Origin of the sequence: Enterobacter sp. Ag1, from assembly GCA_000277545.1 — a bacterium.
GTDB lineage: Bacteria > Pseudomonadota > Gammaproteobacteria > Enterobacterales > Enterobacteriaceae > Cedecea.
The window spans coordinates 70,994-92,681 of sequence record AKXM01000013.1 but is presented as its reverse complement, the minus strand read 5'-3'; the positions used below and the strand labels follow the sequence as shown (position 1 = coordinate 92,681).

The window sequence follows — 21,688 nt, the reverse complement described above, 5'->3', positions numbered from 1 at the left end:
TTTAAATCGGGGAATCACCGTGCAGCGACTCGCAATACTCTTTGTCTGTCTGTTACTCCAGGCGTGCTCAGCGACCACCAGAGGGCTTGGCACCTCGCTTTGGAACAGTATTGCCGGAGGTGGGGGCGTGCAGCTTACCGACGATGAAATTGCCGAGATGCGCTACGCGAGCCAGTACATGAGCATCAACAACGGCCCGCAGCTGTTTGTGGTGCTGGCCTATAACGAAGACGGCCAGCAGAAGTGGGTGACGCAGGACAGATCGGTCATCGTCACGCAGAACGGCCGCATTGTGAAAACCTCCGGGCTGGGCGACAACCTGACGGAAGTGACCAACCTGGCCCGTGACCCGCTGGCGAACGTGAAACAGATTAAGGTCGGCGCGAGCTGGACCCGGCAGATGGCCTGGACTGAACGCCAGCAGATTCGCTACGCCACCGCAACGTCCACCTTTGAATTTGACGGCACCGACACGGTGAAGCTTGGCAGTAGCGTGACCAAAGTACGCGTCCTGGAAGAAGAGGTAACCGCGCTCGGGAAAAGCTGGACGAACCGCTATTGGGTGGACGATGAAGGCCAAATCCGTAAATCAAAACAGTACCTTGGCCCCGGCTACTGGCCCATTACCACGCTTCTTGTGAAGGCGGCAAAACAATGAAAAAACACCCCTTTACGTTTATGGCTCTGCTTTTTGCCAGCGCCTTTACCCACGCAGAAAGTACCGTGACGGTTTATACCCAACCGCAAACGCAGCCGCGGGTGATTAAAGATGCCGCCAGGCTGGCGGATTTGGTGACTAACCCTGCGTTAAGCCGCACCTGGTGGCCTGCGGCGGTGATTAGCGCCCGGCAGGCAAGCGCCGCAGAAGAGCAAAAACACCAGCAGCTTCTGGCGCGCCTGGCTGAAGTGGCGGCGAACGAAGGCGGAGACGACGGGGCGGCAATCAACGGACTGCGCCAGCAGCTCAGCGCTATGCATGTGACCGGGCGGCAGTTTGTCAATCTGGACCCCGACTGGGTTCGCCTTCGCCCACAATCAAACGTGCCGCTTCAGGGGGAATACAGCCTTTGGGCCGGCCCGCAGCCCACAACCATCACCCTGGTGGGATTAGTCACTTCGCCCGGCGTGAAACCTTTTACTCCCGGACGCAGCGTGGATGACTATCTGGACGACGTCAGCCTGTTGAGCGGGGCCGAAAGAAGTTATGCCTGGGTGATTTACCCGGACGGCAAAATCGAAAAAGCGCCAGTTGCTTACTGGAATAAACGCCATAGAGAACCGTCGCCAGGTAGCCTTATCTTTGTGGGATTCTCTGACCGCCTTTTCAGCGCCACCTTTGATGAGCTGAACCAGCAGATTCTTAATACCCTGACCCATCGGATACCGGATTAATGAAAAAACGTTACCTGTATAGCCTGATTGCGCTGGCGGTGACTTCCGCCTGCCGCGCCGAAACGTATCCGGCTCCCGTTGGCCCTTCGCAGGCAGACTTTGGCGGCGCGGGTCTGCTGCAAACGCCGACGGCGCGCATGGCGCCTGAGGGCGAATTTAATCTCAACTACCGCGACAACGATCAGTACCGCTTCTACTCCGCCTCCATGCAGCTTTTCCCCTGGATGGAGGCCACGCTGCGCTACACCGACGTGCGCACACGTCACTACAGTAGCGTGAAGGCTTTCTCGGGTGACCAGACCTATAAAGACAAAGCGTTTGACGTGAAATTCCGCCTGTGGGAAGAGGGCTACTGGCTGCCTCAGGTCTCTGCCGGTATTCGTGACCTGGGCGGCACCGGGCTGTTTGACGGTGAATATGTGGTGGCGAGCAAAGCCTGGGGGCCGTTCGACTTCAGCCTTGGCATGGGCTGGGGGTATTTAGGCACCAGCGGCAACATCAAAAACCCGCTCTGTGAATACAGCGACAAATACTGCCACCGGGATAACAGCTACCAAATGGCGGGCTCCTTCAACTTTAGCGGCATGTTCCACGGCCCGACGTCGCTGTTTGGCGGCGTAGAGTACCAGACGCCGTGGCAGCCACTCAGGCTGAAGGTTGAATATGAGGGCAACAACTACAGCCATGAGTTTGCGGGGAAAATAGACCAGCGCAGCAGCGTTAACGTCGGCGCTATCTACCGGGTGACCGACTGGGCCGACGTGAACATGAGCTACGAGCGCGGCAACACCTTTATGTTTGGCGTGACGCTCCGCACCAACTTCAATGACCTCAAGCCGGGGTACAACGATTCCCGTCGTCCTGAGTACCAGCCGCACCCGCAGGACGAAATTCTGCAGCACAACGTGGTGGCCAATCAGCTGACCGACCTGAAATACAACGCCGGGCTGATCAACCCGAACATTCAGGTCAAAGGGGATACGCTCTACGTCACGGGCGAGCAGGTGAAATATCGCAATTCCCGCGAAGGCATCGAACGCGCCAACCGCATCGTGATGAATGACCTGCCGGATAATATTCGCACCATCCGCATTACCGAAAGCCGGATTAATATGCCGCAGGTTACCACTGAAACGGACGTGGCCAGCCTGCGTCGGCACCTTGAGGGGGAACCGCTGGGGCAGGAAACAACGCTGGTACAAAAACGCGTTGAGCCGGTGGTGCCAGAAAGCACCGAACAGGGATACTACATCGAGAAGTCGCGCTTTAATTATTCAATTGATCCGATTCTCAACCAGTCTATCGGTGGCCCGGAAAGCTTCTATATGTACCAGGTCGGGGTGATGGGGAACGTTGATTACTGGCTGACGGATCACCTGTTAACCAGCGGCAGCCTGTTTGCCAACGTCGCCAATAACTACGACAAATTTAACTACACCAATCCGCCAATGGATTCTACGCTGCCGCGCGTGCGTACCCACGTTCGCGAATATGTAGAAAACGATGTTTACATCAACAACCTGCAGGCCAACTACTTCCAGTACTTTGGGCATGGAATTTACGGCCAGGTTTATGCGGGCTATCTGGAAACCATGTACGGCGGGGCGGGGGCCGAGCTGCTTTACCGTCCGGTGGACAGCAACTGGGCGATCGGCGTCAACGGCAACTACGTCAAACAGCGTGACTGGCGCAGTTCGCAGGACATGATGAAATTTACCGACTACAGCGCGAAGACCGGGCATATCACCGGCTACTGGACGCCGCCGTTTGCTCAGGATGTGCTGGTTAAGCTCAGTATCGGCCAGTATCTGGCGCAGGATAAAGGCGGCACGCTGGAGATTTCCAAACACTTTGACAGCGGGATCGTGGTGGGCACCTACGCCACCATCACCAACGTGTCGAAGAAAGAGTACGGCGAGGGGGACTTCACCAAAGGTTTCTACATCAATGTGCCGCTGGATATCTTCTCGGCTTACCCAACCCGCAGCCGGGCGCAGGTGACCTGGACACCGCTAACGCGTGACGGCGGGCAGATGCTGGGCCGTAAGTTTGACCTGTATGGGGTGACCAGCGACCGCAGCGAAAATTTCCGCTAACGAAGGTAAGTAAATAAACTAGATCAAGATCACATTTTAGACGTATAACAGCCTCTCAAGACCACAATAAAAATGAGAGGCCGTTATGCCTGCGACACCGCGTTTTTCCTGGATTTCTACCGTCATGCAGACGGTGCTTAATCTGGGGCTGTTAGCCCTTGGGCTGATTTTGATTATCTTCCTCGGCAAAGAGACCATTCACCTGGCCACCGTATTGTTTGCGCCGGGAGATGACGCCAGCTCGTATCTGTTTATCGAGGGGCTGGTGGTTTACTTCCTCTATTTCGAGTTTATCGCGCTGATTGTGAAGTATTTTCAGTCGGGCTATCACTTCCCGCTGCGCTACTTTATCTACATCGGCATTACCGCAGTTGTGCGCCTGATTATCATTGACCACAGTTCGCCGCTGGACGTGCTGATCTACTCGGCCGCGATTCTGGTGTTGGTGATTACGCTTTGGTTGTGTAACAGCCAGCGCCTGAAGCGGGAATAAAAAAGGGCGGCCCTGGGGCCGCCTGAATAAAGTGCTAAGGTCAAAGTGAGGGTTGCAGTGGTAAGGCATAAAGATGAAGCTAATGACTTTCAGGGATAAACGTTAACCTTTCACCCCGCCAGCGGTCAGGCCGCTCACCAGCCAGCGCTGGGCCAGCAGGAACACAACGGTAATCGGTATCGCGGAGAGCACCGCCGCGGCGGCAAAATCGCCCCACAGGTAGTTCTGCGGGTTAAGGTATTGCTGCATCCCCACGGCCAGCGTGTAGCTGTCCACGTCGCGCAGCAGCAGAGAAGCCACCGGCACCTCGGTAATCGCGGCAATAAACGACAGAATAAAGACCACGGCCAGAATCGGTACCGACAGCGGCAGCAGCACCAGACGGAATGCCTGCCACGGCGTCGCGCCATCCAGCGCGGCAGCCTCTTCCAGCGAGCCATCAATCGTTTCGAAATAGCCCTTAATCGTCCAGACGTGAAGCGCTATCCCGCCTAAATACGCAAAGATCACCCCACCGTGCGTGTTCAGACCAATAAACGGAATGTACTGACCCAAACGATCAAACAGGGCATACAGCGCCACCAGAGACAGCACCGCCGGGAACATCTGGAAAATCAGCATCCCTTTCAGCAGCGTGGCTTTGCCGGGGAAACGCATACGGGCAAAAGCGTAGGCGCAGGTTGTAGAAAGGGTAACGATACCTATCGCCGTGATCCCGGCAATTTTTATCGAGTTCCACAGCCAGAGCAGCACCGGGAACGGTGGCGGCGTGACGCGACCGTCCGCGTGCTCAACGCTAAAACCAAGCGCCAGCTTCCAGTGTTCCCATGATACCTGGTCCGGGATCAGGCTCCCGGTGGCAAAGTTACCCGGACGCAGCGAGATGGCGATGACCATCAGCAGCGGGAACATGATTGCCGCGATAAACAGCAGCAGCAGAAAGTGCGTGAGAAACAGACGCAGCTTTTGAGATTTGGGTTGCACCATGGCCATCGTCGGTCTCCTTAATCAAACTTCATGCGGGTGGCTTTCAGGTTCACAATCGCAAGGCCGCCCACCAGCAGGAAGATAAGCGTTGCGATAGCTGCAGCCAGGCCAAAGTCCTGACCGCCGCCGCCTTCAAAGGCGATGCGGTAGGTGTAGCTCACCAGCAGGTCGGTATAACCCGCTGGCGTGGTCGTCCCGAGTCTGTCCGGGCCGCCGTTGGTCAGCAGCTGAATCAGAACGAAGTTGTTAAAGTTAAAGGCGAAGCTGGCAATCATCAGCGGCGTGAGCGGCTTAATCAGCAGCGGGAGCGTGATTTTAAAGAAGTTCTGGAACGGGCCCGCGCCGTCCATTGCCGACGCCTCATAAAGATCGTCAGGAATCGCTTTCAGCAGCCCCATGCACAGAATCATCATGTAGGGATAACCCAGCCAGGTATTGACGATGATGATCATTGAGCGAGCGGTGGTTGGGTCGCTGAACCAGGCGGGCTTAATGCCGAACAGTGCGCTCAGCATCATATTGATTTCGCCAAAGCTTTGGTTGAATAAGCCTTTGAAAATCAAAATGGAAATAAACGAAGGCACGGCGTAGGGCAGAATTAACAACAGGCGATAAGCCGCCTTGCCTTTGAGCGCTTCCCACTGCACTACGCAGGCCATCACCATCCCCACCGCGACGGTAAGAATCACCGTCAGCACCGAGAAAATCACCGTCCAGACGAAGATAGCCAGGAACGGTTTTTGGATCCCGTCATCGTGAAAAACGCGCAGGAAGTTTTTCCAGCCGATAGTGACCGTATAGCCCGGGCTTAGCTGTTCTCCGGCCCAGCTGCCGTCGGCGTTTACCGACTCGTAAAAACCAATATGGTCGTTCGGGGCGTATTTTACGCTGGTCTGGTTATTGGTCAGCTCGCCGTTTTCCGCCAAAGTGTAGAGCGGGCGTGTGCCGGAAAACTGGCGAAGCGAGCTCATCACCACCTTACTTTCATCCGGCAACACAGCGGTTATCTGGCTCAGCGCCTGGCGGTTTTGGGTGATCACGCGCAGGTTGCCGCGCTCGCCGGTTGGCAACGCATCGGCTTCTTTCAGCCGGATTTTTTGTTCACCACCAAAGGTAAACTTGTCCGAGACATAGTTTTTCCCGCTTTCCCCGTCGGTGAGCGCTAACGTCCATTCATTGCCGTCTGGGTAAAGGCCAAAGTTGAACGTTTTGCCTGCCTGGTACTGGCGGTCCATCAGCACCTGCTGCGCGCGTTCAAACGTCAGCTGGTTGGTGCTGCTGTAGTTGGTAAAAGCGATAGCGATAGTGCAGATCAGCGGGAAGAGGACGAACAGCCCCATGCCGGCCATGCCGGGATAAACGTAGCGCCAGGCGTATGCCTTACGGTTAGCAAAAATATAGAGGCCAAGTGAGCTTAAAATCAGCGTCATTATGGCAAACAGGTACTCCCCCTGGGCGTACATTAAAACCACAAGATAGCCAACCAGCAGGCCTAATGCCCCGATGAGTGACCATTTCAGTCCCTCGCTTTGCCACCAGCGGCTCTTTTTAACTGCATCCATGGGGTGTTCCTCTACAGCGTGTTATTTCCCCTCACCCTAACCCTCTCCCCAAGGGGGAGAGGGGACAGAAAGGGCCTGTTTTCTCACTCCAGCGGGGGAGCGGGCTCAATCCGAATTCCGTCTCCCCAGTGGGAGAGAACCGGGCTCCGTCCGAATTCCCCCCTCTCCCCTATGGGGAGAGGGCCGGGGTGAGGGGCAAGATTTACTTAGTGATACGTCCCTGAGCATCCTTCAGCGCCGCATCAACGGTCTGGCGGCCGCTAACGGCGTTGATAACCGCGGTGCGTACGGCATACCAGAAGGCAGACATCTGAGGAATATTAGGCATAATCTCGCCCTTCTGGGCGTTATTCATGGTGGCGGCAATACGTGGATCTTTCGCCAACTGCTCCTGGAACGATTTCAGCGCCACGGCACCGAGCGGTTTGTCCTTGTTCACATCCGCCAGACCCTGGTCGGTCAACAGGTAGTTCTCAAGGAACTCTTTCGCCAGTTCTTTATTCGGGCTGGCGGCGTTGATACCGGCGCTCAGGACGCCGACAAACGGTTTAGACGGCTTGCCTTTAAAGGTAGGCAGCAGCGTCACGCCGTAGTTGATTTTGCTCTTGTCGATGTTAGACCAGGCCCACGGGCCGTTGATCGTCATCGCCGTGTCGCCTTTGTTAAACGCGGCTTCGGCAATGGAGTAGTCGGTGTCGGCGTTCATCTGCTTGTTCTTGATCATATCGACCAGGAAGCTCAGGCCGGCTTTCGCCCCCGCGCTGTCTACGCCCACATCTTTCACATCATATTTGCCGTTTTCGAACTTGAAGGCATACCCGCCGTCTGCCGCAATTAGCGGCCAGGTGAAGTACGGTTCCTGCAGGTTGAACATCAGCGCGCTCTTACCTTTGGCCTTCAGCTCTTTATCCAGGGCGGGGATCTCCTCCCAGGTTTTCGGCGGGTTTGGAACCAGGTCTTTGTTATAAATCAGCGACAGCGCCTCTACCGCAATCGGGTAAGCGATGAATTTGCCGTTGTAACGTACGGCGTCCCAGGTAAACGGATAGAGTTTGTCCTGGAAGGCTTTGTCTGGGGTGATTTCGGCCAAAAGGCCGGACTGCGCATAGCCACCGAAGCGGTCGTGAGCCCAGAAGATAATGTCCGGGCCATCGCCGGTTGCCGCCACCTGTGGGAATTTTTCTTCAAGCTTATCAGGATGTTCAATGGTGACTTTAATACCGGTATCTTTCTCAAACTTCTTACCGACTTCGGCCAGGCCGTTGTAGCCCTTATCGCCGTTAATCCAGATGACCAGTTTGCCTTCTTCGATTTTTGCCAGTGCAGAGGCGGAAAGCATCATCGTTGCCAGGGCTGACAAAGCGAGAACGCGGGCGCCGGTTTTCATTTTCATGTTCCCATCCTTTTGAGTGGTGGTGTGCGCTTCATAGGGGAGTGCAGATTCACGGTGCTAAGTCTGCGGAGATGGCAAGCGCTTCTCATCCTCCTTTGCTCTACGCCCCTGGGCAGTTATCTGTGATCTGCTTTGCATAACTCAGCGTTATGTGTCCTGGCGCACATAAAAACGCAGCGAAAACTGAAGCCGCGATCACGAAAATCCCTTGTGCCGCCTGCAACCGGTTGCAGATACCACGCTCTCATCCTCCCGCCTCCTCCCCCATAAAAAAGCCATAGGGCGGAGGATTTACCAAATGTAGCTATCCCTCATAGTCGGACACATCTTGAATCACCTGTCCGACGGCAGGCGGCAGTAATGAGGGAGTGGTAATGGCGAGCGTGCAGCTACGGAACGTAACAAAAGCCTGGGGTGACGTGGTGGTGTCGAAAGACATCAACCTCGACATCAATGAGGGAGAGTTTGTGGTTTTTGTCGGGCCATCTGGCTGCGGTAAATCAACGCTGCTGCGAATGATCGCAGGCCTTGAAACCATCACCAGCGGCGAGCTGCTGATTGGTGAAAAACGGATGAATGACACCCCTCCCGCCGAGCGTGGCGTGGGCATGGTCTTTCAGTCATACGCCCTCTATCCCCATCTCTCCGTCGCCGAAAACATGTCCTTTGGCCTGAAGCTTGCCGGGGCAAAAAAAGACGAGATCAACCAGCGCGTGAATCAGGTTTCCGAAACCTTACAGCTCGCGCATTTGTTGGAGCGCCGCCCTAAGGCGCTGTCCGGTGGGCAACGTCAGCGCGTCGCGATTGGCCGAACCCTGGTGGCGGAGCCGCGAGTGTTCCTGCTGGATGAGCCGCTTTCCAACCTGGATGCCGCGCTGCGCGTGCAGATGCGCATTGAGATCTCCCGCCTGCACAAGCGCCTGGGCCGCACGATGATTTACGTGACCCACGACCAGATTGAGGCGATGACCCTGGCCGACAAAATCGTCGTGCTGGATGCCGGTCGGATTGCGCAGGTCGGGAAACCGCTAGAACTGTATCACTACCCGGCAGACCGCTTTGTGGCGGGCTTTATCGGGTCGCCAAAAATGAACTTCCTGCCGGTAAAAGTGACCGCGACGGCCATTGATCAGGTGCAGGTGGAATTGCCTAACCGTCAGCATGTCTGGCTGCCGGTGGAAAGCCGCAACGTTCAGGTGGGGGCCAATATGTCACTTGGCATTCGCCCGGAACACCTGCTGCCGAGCGACATTGCTGATGTCACCCTTGAAGGGGAAGTGCAGGTCGTTGAGCAGTTGGGACATGAGACTCAGATTCACATCCAAATCCCCGCCATTCGTCAAAACCTGGTTTACCGCCAGAACGACGTGGTGTTGGTAAAAGAGGGTGCCACATTCGCTATTGGCCTGCCGCCAGAGCGCTGTCATCTGTTCAGAGAAGATGGCACCGCATGTCGTCGGTTGCATCAAGAGCCCGGCGTTTAAGCATTCCCATAAAAAAGAAAAGCAATGATCTCAGGAGATAGAATGATGATTACTCTGCGCAAACTCCCACTGGCGGTCGCCGTGATTGCAGGCATCGTGTCTGCACAGGCCGGCGCCGTTGATTTCAAGGGCTATGCACGTTCTGGTATTGGCTGGACAGGCAGCGGCGGTCAGCAGCAGTGTTTTAAAGCGACAGGTGCCGGTTCTAAATACCGTCTGGGTAACGAATGTGAAACTTATGCTGAAATTGAATTAGGTCAGCAAGTTTGGCAGGAAGGCGAGAAAAGCTTCTACGTTGACACCATGATTGGTTATGCCACTAACCAACTGAACGATGACGAGGACACCAACGGTGGCCCGCGCGTACGTCAGATGAACGTGGTAGGTAAAAACCTGATTGACGCGCTGCCAGGCGCGAATATTTGGGCAGGTAAGCGTTACTACAAACGCCATGACGTCCATATGATCGACTTCTACTACTGGGACGTTTCTGGCCCGGGTGCTGGCCTGGAAGATATTAACCTGGGCTTCGGTAAACTCTCCCTGGCCGCAACCCGTAACGGTGAAGCGGGCGGTTCAGAAGCCTTCATCAACGGCACGACCAAAAAACAAGATCTGGCGAACGATATCTTTGATATCCGTTTAGGCCAAATGGAAGTGAACCCAGGCGGTTCTCTGGAAGTTGGTTTTGATTACGGTCGCGCCAATACCAGCAAGCACTACGATTTCGGCGTCGTGGATCCGACCAAAAATGGTTGGTTGGGTACCGTAGAGCATACCCAGACCTTCCTCGGCACCAGCCTGAACAAATTTGTGGTGCAGTACGGCACTAACGCGATGGCGCAAACCAACGGTACCGGACGCCCAAATACCTTCCAAAACAACGACGGTAAAATGCTGCGTGTGATTGACCACGGGGCGATCGACTTCAACGATACCTGGGGCCTGATGTACGTGGGTATGTACCAGGATATCAACCGTGATGATAAGAACGGTACCCAGTGGTGGACCGTGGGCGTTCGTCCTATGTACAAATGGACGCCAATCATGAGCACCTTGCTGGAAGTGGGTTACGACAACGTGAAGTCTCAGCTGACAGACAAATCCAACAACCAGTACAAAATTACCCTGGCACAGCAGTGGCAGGCGGGGAACAGCATCTGGTCTCGTCCGGCTATCCGTGTCTTTGCAACCTACGCCAAGTGGGATGAGAAATGGGGCTATTCCTCCAGTGATTCCAACGACGCTAACTACGTAGCTGGCACGCCATCCGGCATTGCTTTCAGCGATACCAGCGCCCGTACTTTCAGCCGCGGCAACGACAGCGAAGTTACCTTCGGTGCTCAGATGGAAGTCTGGTGGTAAGTTAACCCGCCGCGCGGGTGCTTAGCGCCCGCCGGTTTCACATGCCTGACCCGTCTCTTTTTTGCCTGAAGGAGACGGGTTCGCTTCGAGGATAAAACAATGAAAAAACATCTTCTCGCGCTTTGCCTGCTTCCCGTTCTGGGCTTATCGTCCGTGCCGGCTGCTTTTGCTGCCAACACGGCGATTAACCCACAGAATGTCTCTACCGCACCGTCTATTCCTACGGAAAAATTACAAAGTCTGCCGTGGATTCCGTTGATGCCACCTGTTAGCCAGGACGTGGTGCTGACCACTTCTTCGGCCAGCCTTAACGTCGGGGAATTCACCGGGAGCGTGGCGGCGTTTGTGCTGCCAGCCGATCAGGGCTCACTGGAAATCACGCTGACCAGCCTGGTAAAAGACCTGAGCGTTTATGCGCCAAACGTACTTATTCTCGACGGGCAGATGCAGCCTTCTGCTTTCTTCCCGAGCAGTTACTTCCAGTACCAGAAACCGGGCATGACCTCCGGCAACCGTCTGGAAAACGTCATGAAGTTGACTCCGATGATGGGGCAAAAACAGATCTACATGCTGGTGTACACCACGAAACACGATCTGACGGAAACGACCCGCATGATCAACCCGGCGAAGCTTTATGCTGAAGGGGCAAGCAACGCCATTCCTGATGTGGCCGATCCGATTGCTAGCCACAGTGGGCAAGGTACCCTGACGGTGAAGCTGAAAACCGAACAAAACAGCGGCAACATCATGATCGGTAAGATCTTTGGTGGATCCGATGCCAAACCTGTTGTGGTCGGTAACGTAGCGCCACCGACGGCCTACTCTGCACCGGCCGCTGCACCAACACCAGCACCAGTGGCAGCGCCAGCTCCGGCGCCTGCCGCGAAAAGCGAGCCAATGCTCAATGATACGGAAAGCTATTTTAACCGCGCCATTAAACAGGCGGTGGATAAAGGCGACATTGATAAAGCCCTGAAACTGCTGAATGAAGCCGAGCGTCTGGGTTCCACCTCCGCCCGTAAAACTTTTATCAGCAGTGTAAAAGGCAAGGGGTAACCATTTCCCCACGTTGCTGATGCTTGAAGTATTGGTGCGCTCAGGCGCACCTTTTTTTCTGTAGCCTAAAAACTTTAAGTTGCTGTTGCTCAATTGTTGCGGTATTTGCCGCGTGTGTTGCCATTGTCTGCCCGCACAGAGATGTTCTGCGTTACAATGCCATCAGGTTATGTATCGGAGAGTATTCCCATGTCCGACGCGCTGTCGCCGTTGCGCGCCCTGAATTTCTACACGGAGGTCCCGCAAGGGCTTAGCTCCGCTTATCTCGACTGGCTGTTGCTGGAAGATTCGATGACTAAACGCTTCGAACAGCACTGCCAAAAAGTCACCGTCCGCATCGTGCGCGAAGGTTTTGTCCCTGCTGGCAATGATTTGCCCGAAGCCGATTTATTACCTGCCTCTGCGCGTTACTGGCTGCGGGAAATTATCCTCTGCGGGGATGACGAACCCTGGCTGCTGGGGCGCACCGTGGTGCCTGAAAGCACGCTTGATGGCCCTGAGCTGGCTTTGCAAAAGCTTGGCGATACGCCGCTCGGGCGCTACCTTTTTAGTTCATCAACCCTGACGCGTGACTATATTGAGATTGGCCGCAGCGCCGAACTGTGGGGACGTCGTTCCCGACTGAGACTTTCCGGTAAGCCTTTGTTGCTAACCGAACTGTTCCTGCCGGCATCTCCGCTGTACGAAGAGGAAAAATAATGGAGTGGAGTCTTAAGCAGGGAAAACTGCTGGCTTATCACCGGTTAATGCGTACCGATAAGCCCATTGGCGCTTTGTTGCTGCTATGGCCCACGCTGTGGGCGCTGTGGGTGGCCACCCCGGGCTTACCCTCGCTGCTGAATCTGGTTGTTTTTATCGCTGGCGTCTGGCTGATGCGCGCCGCGGGCTGCGTGGTGAACGATTATGCCGACCGTAAATTTGATGGTCACGTAAAGCGTACCGCGCAGCGCCCGCTGCCCAGTGGCGCAGTTTCTGAGAAAGAAGCGAAGGCGCTGTTCGCGGTGCTGGTGGGCCTGGCTTTCCTGCTGGTGCTGACGCTCAACACCATGACGATCTTGCTGTCCGTGGCCGGCCTTGCGCTGGCATGGGTGTATCCGTTTATGAAGCGCTACACCCATTTGCCTCAGGTGGTGCTGGGTGCGGCTTTTGGCTGGTCCATTCCTATGGCATTTGCCGCCGCCAGCGAATCGGTGCCGTTAAGCTGCTGGCTGATGTTCCTCGCTAACATTTGCTGGACCGTGGCGTACGACACGCAGTATGCGATGGTCGACCGCGACGACGACCTGAAGATTGGCATTAAGTCGACGGCGATCCTGTTTGGCCGCAACGATAAGCTGATCATCGGCCTGCTGCAAATCGCCACCATGCTGTTGATGGGCGTTGTGGGCTGGCTCAATGGGCTGGGTGGCACGTTCTACTGGTCAATTTTGCTGGCGGGCGGGCTGTTTGTGCACCAGCAGAAGCTGATCGCCAAACGCGAGCGCGAAGGCTGCTTTAAAGCGTTTATGAACAATAACTATGTCGGGCTGGTGCTGTTCCTGGGCCTGGCGTTGAGCTACCTGCATTTCTGAGTCAGTCTTCAGGCAATAAAAAAGGCGGGTTAATCACCCGCCTTTTTCGTTTATGCTGAATTAAGAAACCGCGTCCTGGGAAGCGGAGCTCTCAATCGTCAGACGTACGTCCGAGGTCACAAGATCGGCCAGCATCTGGTAAACCTTGATGGTTTCGGTCGCGTCTGCATCACCGGTATCGCTGATATAGCCTTCATCGCGCAGGGTAAGCACCAGCGAGGTAAAGACCGCTTTATCAAAGAATTCCGGGGCGTTAATGCCGTGCAGAACGGACAGTCGCTGCGCCACCGTGCGGCTTTCGCGTTCCAGCGTTCCGCGGTTGATCGATGGGTTGGCGCTCAACTGCCAGAAGGTGATGGCATACCGCTGGATTGTCTCGCGCACGCCCGCCGCCAGAAGCTGCAGAGTGCGTGAACGGTGAGGGTTGATCTGCACTTCGTCACCGACAACCATGACCAGATCCTGACGCTCCATCTCCGCGATCAGCGCATCAATTTCTCTGCCCAGCTCGCTTTTTTCCCAACGCAGGAACAGCTCGGCTTTCAGCATCGGGTAAACAACTTCTATCTGACGCAGCAGCTCTGCGCGCGAGATGTGGCGATGCTGAGTGATGATGGACGCCATCAGCGACGGCAGCACCAGCATGTGCATGATGTTGTTGCGGTAATAGGTCATCAGCACGGCCTGCTCGCGCGGCAGAATGATGATGTCACCGATGGTGTCTTTCTCCACCTCGAACTTGTTCATCTGCAGCGCGTGGTCGATCAGCGCGTCAGCGGAAACCGTTGGTGCGGTGGCATCCGGAGAATACGGCACGTTACGCAGCAGGTTCAGGTAGCAGTCGAGCTGTTCGGTAAGCTGTTCACGGGTCAGCGAACGCTGGCGTGAAGCAAGTAGCGCGGTACAGCACAGGTTCATGGCGTTAGCGGCCCCTGCGTTGTTGATACGCACCATGATATCGGCAGCGATATCATTCACCGTTGGCGTCAGCCAGGCCGGGCGAATTGCTTCTATCGGATCGATAGAGTCTTTCCATTCCGGAACATGCTGGTTCAGGTAGGTCATCAGCGGCAGCGGTTCGCCGAAGTTAACGTAACCCTGGCCGAGGTTGCGCAGCTTACTCAGGCCGCGCACCATCTGCATGAAGCTCTCTTTTTCTTTGGTCGCACCGCGTAGCTCTTTCGCGTAAGTGCCCACTTCCATGACGTGCTCGTAACCGATGTAAATCGGCACCAGAGTGATCGGGCGGGTGCCGCCACGTAGCATGGCCTGAATGGTCATCGACAGCGTGCCAGTCTTAGGATCCAGCAAACGGCCGGTACGGGAGCGGCCACCCTCGACAAAGTATTCAACGGAATAGCCGCGGCTGAACAGCTCGCCCAGATATTCGCGGAATACCGTGGAGTAAAGCTTGTTGCCCTTGAAGGTACGGCGAATAAAGAACGCGCCCAGGCGGCGGAAAATCGGGCCGGCTGGCCAGAAGTTCAGGTTGATCCCGGCGGCAATGTGCGGTGGAACCAGCCCCTGGTGATAAAGCACGTAGGAAAGCAGCAAATAGTCCATGTGGCTGCGGTGGCAGGGCACATAGACGATTTCGTGGCCATCATGGGCAAGCTGACGCACGCGTTCGGCGTTATGCACGTTAATGCCCTGATAGAGGCGGTTCCAGGTTAACCCTAAAACGCGGTCCGTCAGACGTACGGCTTCGTAGGAGAAGTTCGCGGCAATCTCTTCCATCAGCGCGACGGCATTTTGCTGCGCTTTTTCGTGGGAGATTTTCTTGCTGCGGGCTTCATCTTCTACCGCGCGGGCAATCGCTTTTGACGCCAGCAGCTTGTTGAAGAGATCCTGGCGGACCGGCAGGCGCGGGCCAACGGCGGCCAGGCGCTGGCGGGCAAAGTGAGTGCGCGCCACGCGAGCCAATTTTTGGGCAATAATCTTGTCCGTGCCGTGTTCGGTTGCCATGCGGCGAAGCGAAACCGGCGGTGAGAAACGCACGAAGCTATCGCGACCCAGCCAGGAAACCGCAAAGAATTTCTGGACGCCGTTCAGCGTGCGTAAAGGCGGGTTGATTTCCCCTTTTTCGCGCCCTGGCGAGCGGCCGAACATCACGGAAACCGGCACCATCTGTACATCGAGATCGGGATTGCTGCGGTGCAGATCCAGATAATCGTGGAACAGTTTTACCGACTCTTCTTTTGGCGTGTAATAGGTGAAGACGCGCGGCCCGCCGTGGATAAACACGTAGCGCGGCAGCAGTACGCCGTCAATTTCCAGAGGTTCCAGCGGGTCGGGCAGATCGTGATCCAGACATTGGGCACGCAGCGTCAGTAAGTCTGCCTTAGAATTGTAGGGCAGGACGTACATGATGGGGCGTGAAGGGTCCAGACCGAGTTCGGTTTGGGGATCCGCCGGGATAGACTTGCTCTTTACCAGAACGCTTAATGGTAAATTCAGTAATTTGTAGTAAATTCTTGGCCAGCCTGACATAAATGATGTAAAGCCTCAGGTTAATAATGCAAATGCGCCGCAAGGATATCAGAAACTCTGGGGAATTTCTGTGGCGCTGCGATTTAGACTCAGTGAGCATTGACGCTCAATATTTAAAAAGGTTTCCTTGAATGGCGAATAATACCACCGGCATCACCCGCATTATTAAGGCTGCAGGCTACTCGTGGAAGGGGTTGCGTGCGGCCTGGATCAACGAAGCCGCCTTTCGTCAGGAGGGCGTAGCGGCGGTCATCGCTATCATCATCGCCTGCTGGCTGGACGTGGACCCCATCACGCGTATTTTACTGATTGGCTCGGTTGTTTTGGTGATGATTGTCGAAATCCTCAACAGCGCCATTGAAGCGCTGGTTGACCGTGTCGGCACCGAGTACCACGAGCTTTCAGGGCGAGCCAAAGATATGGGTTCCGCCGCCGTATTGATAGCGATTATCCTTGCGGTTGCAACCTGGGCCACCTTGCTTTGGTCACATTTGCGATAGCCCTTCCAGAATAGTTTAAGTCGCTGGTTTTTTGCTTAATTTGTGGTTTCAAAATCGCCCGGGGCTGTATATACTCACAGCATAACTGTATAAACACCCAGGGGGCGGAATGAAAGCACTAACTACCAGGCAGCAAGAGGTGTTTGATCTCATTCGGGATCATATCAACCAGACCGGCATGCCACCTACGCGCGCCGAAATTGCACAACGTCTGGGGTTCCGTTCTCCAAACGCCGCGGAAGAGCATCTTAAAGCGCTGGCACGTAAAGGTGCCATCGAGATTGTTTCTGGTGCATCACGCGGCATTCGTCTGCTGGTTGAAGAAGAAAATGGCCTGCCGCTGGTGGGCCGTGTTGCCGCCGGTGAGCCGCTGCTGGCGCAACAGCACATCGAAGGCCACTACCAGGTTGACCCTTCTCTGTTCAAGCCGAATGCCGATTTCCTGCTGCGCGTCAGCGGCATGTCGATGAAAGATATCGGCATCATGGACGGTGATTTATTAGCCGTTCACAAAACCCAGGACGTGCGTAATGGCCAGGTCGTTGTCGCGCGTATCGACGATGAAGTGACCGTAAAACGCCTGAAAAAGCAGGGCAATACCGTGCACCTGCTGCCGGAAAACAGCGAATTCCAGCCTATTGTGGTCGATCTTCGCGAGCAGAATTTTAGCATTGAAGGCCTGGCCGTCGGGGTGATCCGCAACGGTGAATGGCTGTAACACCTCTTCCGGTGGTGCGGTAACTCTGCCGTGCCACCTGCCTTAAACACCTCTCTTTTTTTCCTCTGGATCATTCCCATGCGATTCTTTTCGTCAACGGATGGTGCGCTGTGGCGGCTTGCGCTGCCGATGATTTTTTCCAATATCACCGTTCCGTTACTGGGCCTTGTCGATACGGCGGTCATTGGCCATCTTGATAGCCCGACCTATCTCGGCGGGGTGGCTATCGGCGCCACGGCGACCAGTTTCCTCTTTATGCTGCTGCTTTTTCTGCGCATGAGCACCACCGGGTTAACGGCACAGGCGTTTGGTGCGAACGATCCACAGCGGCTGGCGCGCGCGCTGGTTCAACCCCTGATGCTGGCGATGATAGCCGGGCTGGCTATCGTGGTCCTACGTTATCCACTGATCAATCTTGCGCTGCACGTTGTTGGCGGCAATGACGAGGTGTTATATCAGGCAAGGCGGTTCCTGGAGATCCGCTGGCTTAGCGCCCCGGCATCACTGGCTAACCTCGTGCTGTTAGGCTGGTTGTTGGGCGTTCAGTATGCGCGGGCGCCGGTCATCCTGTTGGTCGTCGGCAATTTGATTAATATCGTGCTCGACCTCTGGCTGGTGATGGGGCTGCACATGAACGTACAGGGGGCGGCGCTGGCCACGGCGGTGTCCGAATATGCGACGTTTATCATCGGCCTGGTGATGGTGCGGAAGGTACTGAAGCTGCGGGGCATCAGTTGGGCTCGTCTCAAAACGGCCTGGCAAGGGGACTTACGCAAGCTGCTGGCCCTCAACCGCGATATCATGCTGCGTTCGCTGCTGCTGCAAATTTGCTTTGCTTCAATCACCATTTTTGGTGCGCGTCTCGGCAGCGAAATTGTTGCCGTTAACGCCGTGCTGATGACGCTGTTGACCTTTACCGCCTATGCGCTGGACGGCTTTGCTTACGCCGTAGAAGCCCATTCAGGGCAGGCTTACGGGGCGCGTAACCGTGGGCAGTTGCTCGAAGTTTGGGGGGCTGCGTGCAGGCAGGCGGGGCTGGTTGCGATAGCATTTGCCGCTATTTATGCTTTTGCTGGGGAGCAAATTGTCGCGCTGCTTACCTCCCTGCCGGAGCTTCGTGTTCTGGCAAATCATTACCTTGCCTGGCAGGTTATTTTGCCGGTCGTGGGCGTTTGGTGTTACCTGCTGGACGGTATGTTTATCGGCGCGACGCGGGGTGCCGAAATGCGTAACAGCATGGCGGTTGCGGCGCTGGGCTTTGGCGTGACGATGCTTACGCTGCCTTTGTGGGGTAACCACGCCCTGTGGCTGTCTCTGGCGGTGTTTCTGGCCTTGCGTGGCCTGTCGCTGGGCGTCATCTGGCGGCGCCACTGGCGTAATAACACCTGGTTCGCTGCATCGGGCGGCCATTGATCGAACCTCCTGGCCTTCGTTAACCCTGCTCCTGTCGTGCTGATTTCTCGTTTCTAAGACGAGGAATCAGCGTTCCATCGCTTTTAAGAATGGTTAAAGATTCTGAGTTTTAAATATAACTCGGAATCCTTGTCTACAATTACCTTTACATCCAGCAGACAGTGGATGTTTTCCAGAAAGTCAGCATCCTGCAGCCCGGATGCGAAAATCTAAACCGAACGATGAGGAGATGATGATGAATAAGGACGAAATCGGCGGTAACTGGAAGCAGTTCAAAGGCACGATCAAAGAGAAATGGGGTAAGCTGACCGATGACGATATGACCGTCATCGAAGGGAAGCGTGACCAGCTGGTGGGTAAAATCCAGGAACGCTATGGCTACGCCAAAGACCAGGCAGAGAAAGAAGTGAAGGACTGGGAGTCCGGGAGCAATTACCGCTGGTAATCTGGCGGACCCTCAAATGTGCTAATCAGTAAGTAAGACCAATCCTGCCCGGGTACAGGGATGTACCACTCCCTCTTAACGCTTTTTCTTCGGCTGCACTGAATGATCGTGATCGCAGGCGCCGTGGTGGCTACAGGCTTCAACTTCCGAGCAATCAGCGCACAATCCGTGGGCTTCAATCACGTTATGGCGCAGGGCAAACCCCATTTTGGACGCCAGTTTCTGCATAATATCTTCCACACCCTGAGCGGCCTGCTCTTTCACGGCCCCACATCTGTCGCAGATAAACATGGCGGAAGAGTGGGTTGGATGATCGATAAAATTACACAGCACGTAACTGTTGTTGGATTCCACGCGGTGCACAAAACCCTGCTCCAGCAGAAAATCCAGCGCGCGATAAACCGTTGGAGGCTTAGCCTGTGGCTCGCTAACGCGCAGGAGATCCAGCAGATCATAAGCGCTGATGGCCCCGGTTTGCTCGGCCATCAGGCGCAAAACCTCGAGACGCTGTGGCGTCAGGCGTACATTGCGTTGCAGGCAGAGCTTTTCAGCCTGAGCTAACACGTTTTGCGAAGTTGTGGTATCCATCAGCCTCTCCCGGTCATTGACGCAATACTTTACCATAATGCGGATAAAACGCCGAATCCTGGTACATACTGACCCTATCTACCCAGGAGGAAGTGATGCAAAAACCTGATTGTATTCGTCACTGGCGCGAGCTGGAAGGCGAGGATGACGCAACTTACCCGGACAGCGCGGAGCTGTTTTCTATTGGCGCTCCTCTGGCCCGTAATTTCGGTTTAACCCGCCTTGGAATTCACCATGAGCGTATTCCTCCGGGCCGCAGAACCTCTTATCCCCACGCGGAAAGCAGCGAAGAAGAGTTTGCGTATGTGCTCGAAGGGCACCCCGAAGTGTGGATCAACGGTCATCTTTGGGCGCTCGAGCCGGGCGATAGCGTGGGATTTCCTGCCGGAACCGGCATTTGCCATACCTTTATTAATAATACCGAACAGGATGTGCGGCTATTAGTCGTAGGTGAAGCCAATAAAGCCGAAAATAAAATTTATTACCCGCTAAATCAGTCTTATGCCGTGCAGCGGCAGGATCGTTGGATAGATCATCCGCCTCAATTCTTTGGCCCGCACAACGGTCTTCCTTCACGAAAGCCGAAGGGTAAACTATAAATTAATTAGCATGGAAACAATAAGACGTTAACCCTAAGGATATATCTGGGATCCTGATGGTTCAAATATCCATCTTTTTATCGCGCTATTCACAGCAATAGTCTGCCTCTGTTCAGTCATAACTGTCAGGGGCGAATTACTTCATCTGACAATCAGACAGGCGTGCTGTGAATGAATAAAATAAAATCTTCGGTGGCGACACTCGCCGCAACCTTCTTTATTGCCCATCAGGCCGGGGCGGCAGGGACCTGGTCCGAAGCGCGAAACGATGCGATGGGGGGCACCGGCGTGGCCTCGGCTAATTATGGCAGCGGCGTATTAATCAACCCGGCGCTATTAGCCCGGTCCAAACCAGACGACAATATTACCGTTATTTTACCGTCTGTCGGGGCGCAAATAACGGATAAAGACAACCTTCAGGATCGCATCGACGGCATCAGCGACAAAGTTGATAACTATAAACAATCTATTGGGTCGTTAACGCTGCGGGATATTCTTTTTAATCCGAACGGAACGTTAAATCAGTTTCGCAGCGCAGCAGGGGATTTAGCTGGGGAACTCGAAGATTTGCGGGGCGATACGGCAAGGGCCAAAGCCGCCGCGGGGATTGCGGTTAGCATCCCAAATGACACTCTCTCCGTGGCTTTCGTCACTAAAGCTTACGCCCGAGCGAAAGTCAGCTCTGATATCGATCAGAACGACATCAATTACCTGCGAAGTATCCAAAACTCCAGCGCGGTAGCGGGAGAGGTGGCGTTTGATGCGCTGCAAAATGGTTCCGGTCAGATTACCCGTAACCTGAACTCAACCGCTTCCGGTCGCGCGGCCATTGTTTCTGATTATGGGATTGCTCTTGCCCACAAGTTTGACGTTGGCGGCGTGCCGGTGTCAGTTGGCGTCACGCCTAAGCTGCAGAAGACCTGGCTGTATAACTACACCACGTCCATTTACGACTATCGCAGCGGCGACTGGAAGAACAGTCAGTACCGCAACGATGACACTGGATTCAACCTTGACGCAGGCTTGGCGGCCGATTTTGGCGAGAACTGGACAGTCGGCCTGAGCGGCCAGAACCTGGTGTCCCGCGATATCGACACGAAAGATATTCGCATCACTAACGGGCGTACCGGCGAAGTACGGAACTACAAAGATACCTGGCAAATCAGCCCGCTGGTGACCGCCGGGGTAGCCTGGCATAACGAGCTGGTGACCCTGAGCGCGGACGGCGATCTGACCGAAACCAAAGGCTTTAAAAGCGAAGCCAATTCCCAGTACGTGGGTATTGGCGCTGAGGTGAGGCCGCTTTCCTGGCTGGCGCTGCGTGCCGGCTATCGTGCGGATGTGAAAAGCAATGACAGCAACGTCTTTACCGGCGGGGTAGGGTTCGCGGCAGGCAAACACGTCAATATCGATTTGATGGGCCTGTACGGCGAAGACCAAACCTGGGGCGCGGGGGCGCAGTTGAGCGTGGCCTTCTGATGCTGAATGCCGGGGCAGCCTGATGCCCCGGCGCTGCTTTATGCTATAGTAGCGACC

General features: G+C 55.2%; 20 protein-coding genes. 15 read left to right on the top strand and 5 right to left on the bottom strand.

Translation table 11 applies throughout. From position 1 onward, the window contains the following. The first annotated feature begins 19 nt into the window (after window positions 1-19). The 4 genes from A936_RS06570 to psiE all read left to right on the top strand — a co-directional run bounded on the left by A936_RS06570 (window position 20) and on the right by psiE (window position 3,981). Complete coding sequence (locus A936_RS06570) at window positions 20-658, top strand: YjbF family lipoprotein (protein WP_008455861.1); 639 nt, start codon at window positions 20-22, stop codon at window positions 656-658. Then, the gene (locus A936_RS06565; RefSeq protein ID WP_008455860.1) at window positions 655-1,392 is read left to right on the top strand and encodes a capsule biosynthesis GfcC family protein; all 738 of its coding nucleotides are present in this window, start codon (window positions 655-657) and stop codon (window positions 1,390-1,392) included. Before A936_RS06570 ends, A936_RS06565 begins: the two co-directional genes overlap by 4 nt. Further along, complete coding sequence (locus A936_RS06560) at window positions 1,392-3,488, top strand: YjbH domain-containing protein (RefSeq protein WP_008455859.1); 2,097 nt, start codon at window positions 1,392-1,394, stop codon at window positions 3,486-3,488. Before A936_RS06565 ends, A936_RS06560 begins: the two co-directional genes overlap by 1 nt. 85 nt (window positions 3,489-3,573) lie before the next feature. Further along, the gene (gene psiE / locus A936_RS06555) at window positions 3,574-3,981 is read left to right on the top strand and encodes a phosphate-starvation-inducible protein PsiE (protein WP_008455857.1); all 408 of its coding nucleotides are present in this window, start codon (window positions 3,574-3,576) and stop codon (window positions 3,979-3,981) included. 102 nt (window positions 3,982-4,083) lie between these two features. Here the strand turns inward: psiE and malG are convergent, their stop codons facing one another. The 3 genes from malG to malE form a co-directional block, all read right to left on the bottom strand. After that, window positions 4,084-4,974 carry a maltose ABC transporter permease MalG gene (malG, locus tag A936_RS06550; RefSeq protein WP_008455854.1) on the bottom strand — a complete coding sequence of 297 codons (891 nt, stop codon included), beginning with the start codon at window positions 4,972-4,974 and terminating at the stop codon, window positions 4,084-4,086. Window positions 4,975-4,985: 11 nt separating this feature from the next. Further along, window positions 4,986-6,530, bottom strand: a complete 1,545-nt coding sequence (gene malF / locus A936_RS06545) for a maltose ABC transporter permease MalF (RefSeq protein ID WP_008455853.1) — start codon at window positions 6,528-6,530, stop codon at window positions 4,986-4,988. A gap of 202 nt (window positions 6,531-6,732) precedes the next feature. After that, complete coding sequence (gene malE / locus A936_RS06540) at window positions 6,733-7,923, bottom strand: maltose/maltodextrin ABC transporter substrate-binding protein MalE (RefSeq protein ID WP_008455851.1); 1,191 nt, start codon at window positions 7,921-7,923, stop codon at window positions 6,733-6,735. Window positions 7,924-8,297: 374 nt separating this feature from the next. Here malE and malK point away from each other — a divergent pair, with 374 nt between their 5' ends. The 5 genes from malK to ubiA all read left to right on the top strand — a co-directional run bounded on the left by malK (window position 8,298) and on the right by ubiA (window position 13,399). Beyond that, window positions 8,298-9,407 (top strand): maltose/maltodextrin ABC transporter ATP-binding protein MalK, encoded by a 1,110-nt coding sequence (gene malK / locus A936_RS06535; protein ID WP_008455848.1) that lies wholly within the window; start codon window positions 8,298-8,300, stop codon window positions 9,405-9,407. 42 nt (window positions 9,408-9,449) lie between these two features. Beyond that, window positions 9,450-10,772: a maltoporin gene (locus A936_RS06530; protein WP_008455847.1), complete on the top strand. Its 1,323-nt coding sequence runs from the start codon at window positions 9,450-9,452 to the stop codon at window positions 10,770-10,772. 99 nt (window positions 10,773-10,871) lie between these two features. After that, on the top strand, window positions 10,872-11,828 hold the full coding sequence (malM, locus tag A936_RS06525) for a maltose operon protein MalM (protein ID WP_008455845.1): 957 nt from the start codon (window positions 10,872-10,874) through the stop codon (window positions 11,826-11,828). Window positions 11,829-12,017: 189 nt separating this feature from the next. After that, entirely contained in the window at window positions 12,018-12,527 is a 510-nt protein-coding gene (gene ubiC / locus A936_RS06520) for a chorismate lyase (RefSeq protein WP_008455844.1), read from the top strand. Next, window positions 12,527-13,399, top strand: a complete 873-nt coding sequence (gene ubiA / locus A936_RS06515) for a 4-hydroxybenzoate octaprenyltransferase (protein WP_008455843.1) — start codon at window positions 12,527-12,529, stop codon at window positions 13,397-13,399. The genes ubiC and ubiA overlap by 1 nt, the downstream gene beginning before the upstream one ends. Before the next feature lie 60 nt (window positions 13,400-13,459). Here the strand turns inward: ubiA and plsB are convergent, their stop codons facing one another. Beyond that, window positions 13,460-15,889 carry a glycerol-3-phosphate 1-O-acyltransferase PlsB gene (gene plsB, locus A936_RS06510; protein ID WP_008455842.1) on the bottom strand — a complete coding sequence of 810 codons (2,430 nt, stop codon included), beginning with the start codon at window positions 15,887-15,889 and terminating at the stop codon, window positions 13,460-13,462. A gap of 131 nt (window positions 15,890-16,020) precedes the next feature. Between plsB and A936_RS06505 the strand changes: the two genes are divergently transcribed. The 4 genes from A936_RS06505 (at window position 16,021) to A936_RS06490 (ending at window position 18,965) form a co-directional block, all read left to right on the top strand. Beyond that, complete coding sequence (locus tag A936_RS06505; RefSeq protein WP_008455840.1) at window positions 16,021-16,389, top strand: diacylglycerol kinase; 369 nt, start codon at window positions 16,021-16,023, stop codon at window positions 16,387-16,389. Between the two features lie 109 nt (window positions 16,390-16,498). Next, window positions 16,499-17,107 (top strand): transcriptional repressor LexA, encoded by a 609-nt coding sequence (gene lexA / locus A936_RS06500; protein ID WP_008455837.1) that lies wholly within the window; start codon window positions 16,499-16,501, stop codon window positions 17,105-17,107. 78 nt (window positions 17,108-17,185) lie between these two features. Further along, window positions 17,186-18,520, top strand: a complete 1,335-nt coding sequence (gene dinF, locus A936_RS06495; RefSeq protein WP_008455835.1) for an MATE family efflux transporter DinF — start codon at window positions 17,186-17,188, stop codon at window positions 18,518-18,520. Between the two features lie 235 nt (window positions 18,521-18,755). Next, the gene (locus A936_RS06490; RefSeq protein ID WP_008455833.1) at window positions 18,756-18,965 is read left to right on the top strand and encodes a CsbD family protein; all 210 of its coding nucleotides are present in this window, start codon (window positions 18,756-18,758) and stop codon (window positions 18,963-18,965) included. Window positions 18,966-19,040: 75 nt separating this feature from the next. Here the strand turns inward: A936_RS06490 and zur are convergent, their stop codons facing one another. Next, window positions 19,041-19,553 (bottom strand): zinc uptake transcriptional repressor Zur, encoded by a 513-nt coding sequence (zur, locus tag A936_RS06485; protein WP_008455832.1) that lies wholly within the window; start codon window positions 19,551-19,553, stop codon window positions 19,041-19,043. Window positions 19,554-19,648: 95 nt separating this feature from the next. Between zur and A936_RS06480 the strand changes: the two genes are divergently transcribed. Next, a complete protein-coding gene (locus tag A936_RS06480) occupies window positions 19,649-20,152 on the top strand; it encodes a cupin domain-containing protein (RefSeq protein WP_008455830.1) in 504 nt (167 codons plus the stop codon). Between the two features lie 171 nt (window positions 20,153-20,323). Further along, window positions 20,324-21,631 (top strand): conjugal transfer protein TraF, encoded by a 1,308-nt coding sequence (locus A936_RS06475; protein ID WP_008455828.1) that lies wholly within the window; start codon window positions 20,324-20,326, stop codon window positions 21,629-21,631. The last annotated feature ends 57 nt before the right edge of the window (window positions 21,632-21,688 follow it).